Annotated in this window: 5 protein-coding genes; 3 read left to right on the top strand and 2 right to left on the bottom strand. The window is 68.1% G+C overall.

Going from position 1 to position 3,271, the window contains the following annotated elements:
• A partial coding sequence (locus QK444_RS34535) for a TDT family transporter (protein WP_282786207.1) occupies positions 1-939 on the top strand: 939 nt, incomplete at its 5' end.
• Positions 940-1,095: 156 nt separating this feature from the next.
• Here the strand turns inward: QK444_RS34535 and QK444_RS34530 are convergent.
• Positions 1,096-1,335 carry a hypothetical protein gene (locus QK444_RS34530; RefSeq protein ID WP_143981136.1) on the bottom strand — a complete coding sequence of 80 codons (240 nt, stop codon included), beginning with the start codon at positions 1,333-1,335 and terminating at the stop codon, positions 1,096-1,098.
• Positions 1,336-1,410: 75 nt separating this feature from the next.
• Positions 1,411-2,085: a hypothetical protein gene (locus QK444_RS34525; protein WP_282786206.1), complete on the bottom strand. Its 675-nt coding sequence runs from the start codon at positions 2,083-2,085 to the stop codon at positions 1,411-1,413.
• A gap of 137 nt (positions 2,086-2,222) precedes the next feature.
• Between QK444_RS34525 and QK444_RS34520 the strand changes: the two genes are divergently transcribed.
• Positions 2,223-2,516 carry a hypothetical protein gene (locus QK444_RS34520; RefSeq protein WP_282786205.1) on the top strand — a complete coding sequence of 98 codons (294 nt, stop codon included), beginning with the start codon at positions 2,223-2,225 and terminating at the stop codon, positions 2,514-2,516.
• A 318-nt stretch (positions 2,517-2,834) separates the two neighbouring features.
• The coding region (locus tag QK444_RS34515; RefSeq protein ID WP_282786204.1) for a DUF222 domain-containing protein at positions 2,835-3,271 on the top strand (437 nt) is incomplete at its 3' end.

Genomic DNA, 3,271 nt, shown 5'->3' with positions numbered 1-3,271 from the left:
GCCGCGGCGTTGCTCGTCGTGGTCGCCGGTGCCTTCGCCGTGCACTGGATGCGGCATCCCGAGGCGGCGCGGGCACACGGTCGCCATCCGGTCATGGCGCACTTCTACGGCGCACCGCCCATGGCGCTGCTGACCGTCGGCGCGGGCACCCTGCTGCTGGGCGCCGACGTGATCGGAATGCGGGCCGCGGTCGCCGTCGACTGGGTGCTGTGGTCGGCGGGGACCGTACTCGGTCTGCTGACCGCGCTGGTCATCCCCTATCGAATGATCAGCGGACAGCCCAGCCGCCCCGAGGCCGCGTTCGGTGGCTGGCTCATGCCGGTCGTGCCGCCCATGGTCTCCGCCGCCACCGGCGCGCTGCTGATCCCGCATCTCCCCGCTGGCCAACCGCGGTTGACCATGATGTTCGCCTGCCTGGCCATGTTCGGGCTGAGCCTCATCGCCGCCGTCATCACCATCACCCTGATCTGGTCGCGGCTGCTGCACCACGGTCCGCCCGCCGCGGAATCGGTGGCCACCGTGTGGATCGTGCTCGGCCCGCTGGGCCAGTCGGTGACCGCCGCCGGGATGCTCGCCAATGCCGCTCCGGTCGCGCTGCCGGATCCCTACGCCCGGGGCCTGCTCGTCTTCTCGGTGGTATTCGGCGTCGCCGTCTGGGGATTCGCCATGCTGTGGCTGGGTCTGGCGCTCGCGGTCACCCTCCGGCACCGCACGGTCATGCCCTTCAACCTCACCTGGTGGGGCTTCACCTTCCCGGTCGGTACCTGCGTCACCGGCAGCAGTGCACTGTATGCCCATACCGGGGCCGATCTCTTCGCCGTCGCCGCGGTGGGACTGTACGCGTTGCTGGTGGGCGCATGGGTCGTGGTCGCCGGACGCACCCTCGCCGGAATCCGCGCGGGCGTACTGCTCCGGCCGCCCGCTCCGGTAGCCGCCTGACCTGCGGCACACGGTGATTCGACAAGTGGCGATCGCGCCGGAACCCAATCGTTTCGGCGCACCACGCATTTCCGCACACCCTGCCGCCTTGCACTCGCTGCATCATTGCGGCGCATGCCTTTCGGACCGGGCCGATGCGTCCGGCGACATCCGTGCTCAGGCGCGGCGCGTCGGGCGGTTGTGGCTGTTCGGCCGCGGGCGCGGCTGCGGGCGCGCCGCCACCGTCGGGCGGTTCGCCCAGGACTCGAAGACGACCAGCGCCACGGCCGCCGCGATCAAGGCCAGCGCCACCGCCGTCGACTGCAAGATGACCACACAGATGGCGGCCGCTTCCAACAGCCCCAGCACCGGGGCCCACACGAAGAAGTCCGGCGTCCCGAAGGCCCGACCCTGCATTGATTCTCACCCACCATCCGGCTCGTGGCGGCGCGCCGCCGATTGTCCCGAGATGCTATCGGTGGTGCGGCGGCTTCACAGCGCTGGGGAATCCAGTTCGCTCACCAGCCACCGACCGTCCGCCTGCTCCTCCAGCGTCACGACCATCGGCAGGGTGAGGCTCTCCGACTCGACCGTCGCATTACCGCGCGTCTGCTTGGCGATGGCGATCGTGCGGGCGGTCGTGCCCGCCATCGATACGAAGCCGCAGTGCACCTCGTCGAGACGGCTGCTGACCTGAACATTCACCATCGCGTCGCGCAGCGCCCCGCTGCTTCCGGCGAACGACTCGTGCCACGATCCCGTGGTCGCGGCCAGCACGCTGTCGAAGTACGAGTCGAGATCGGTGTGGTCGTAGGTGCTCACCAATGTCACGAAGGCGCGGGTCGCCTCGACCGCCGCCTGTTCCCGGTCATCGACGTACTGAGCCTCGAGTACTTCCTGGCGCAAGGTGGTCGCGCTGTCCCGCTCGTCGGCGTACCGCGTGTAGGCCAGACCGGCCGCGCCGATCCCCGCGACCGCGACCATCGCGCAGACCATCGCCGTGACGATCGCGCCCACGGAACGCCGCGACCCCGCACTCGGCGGCGGGTACTGCCCCGGCCGCGCCCCTACGGGCGACCGACCGCCATCGTGCCCCATCCACCGCGTTGCCCCCGGATTCGGTTGCGGCGGTTGCGGAATCCGTTGCTCGTGCTCGGGTGTGGACATGCGGGGCTCCCCTCCGGTCGATAGTGGCGACATCGTAACCGCCGCCACCGACCGGCGACCCCCGCCGCTCCCCTCGCACGTAACACGTTGACCGCCAGTCCGATTCAGCAACCACAGAACAACGACGGGACTGTGCGATGAACGAGCCGCGCCCCTGGCCACGCTGGCTGCGGTGGGCGAGACAGCTACTGGGAGCGGCGGCCGCCGTGGCCCTGGTCACCGGCGCGTTCGCCATCCTCGCCCCCACCATCGACCACGATCGCCCCCAATCACCGATGTACCCGCTGCCACCGGTCGTGTCCAAGCCCCTCGACACCGGCCAATGGCCCGCCCATCGCAGCCCCGGCACGGAACTGCCCGAAATATCGGACGAAACCGAACGCTACCGCCGCCCCGCCCCCGCGCAACGCCCCACGGGCAGCCAGCCTTAACCATCCGGCACTCGGTACGGCGTCCGACGCAGCCCGTTCAACACCAGAGCGAACGCACCCTCTCCTACAGCGATGTCGCGCGCAAGGCATCGATCAGGATCGATATTCCGGTACAAGGTGGCAGCCTATCTCGAAGTGCCGGGTTCCGATATCGAAGGAAGCGAGAGTGAATGCCCTGAGTCTTGCTCGCCAACGCACGAATCGAAATATGACGAGCAGGCCGAAAGCACACGGAAGAATTGGATTCTCATGTGAAGCTGTTTGATTCACATTCTCTTTTCAATTCTGCCGCAATAGGTTTCGCGGTAGAATAGCTGTATGAATTCGGAGGGGGAAATCCAGCAGTGCGATTCCGCGCTCGCCGCACTGGCGACCGCGATCGACACACTGCTGGCCGAGGACCTGACCGGATTCACCGACACCGCATTCGCTGCCCGCATCCAGGGATTGGAAGCGTGTCGCCGTCGCCTCGAGACGGTAGGGCATCGACACGTGATCGAGATCAACGACCGACAGTTGTGGACCACGACCGGATCGGTGGGGTTGTACCGGTACCTGGTGGAAACCCTGCGGCTAGCGAAGGCCGATGCCGTCGCGCGGGTGAAGGGTGCCGCGCAGTTGGGAGTGATGACCAGTGCCTACGGGGAGAAGTGTGAACCCCGTTTGCCCGCTACCGCGGCCGCCCTGGCTGCGGGGGTGATCTCGGGGGATCATGCGCGGGCGGTGATGCGGGTGATGGACCGCATCCCCGACGC

The organism is Nocardia sp. CC201C, assembly GCF_030010695.1.
GTDB lineage: Bacteria > Actinomycetota > Actinomycetes > Mycobacteriales > Mycobacteriaceae > Nocardia > Nocardia otitidiscaviarum.
Note: the sequence above shows the minus strand (reverse complement) of the source record. Positions and strands in the feature narration are given on the sequence as shown.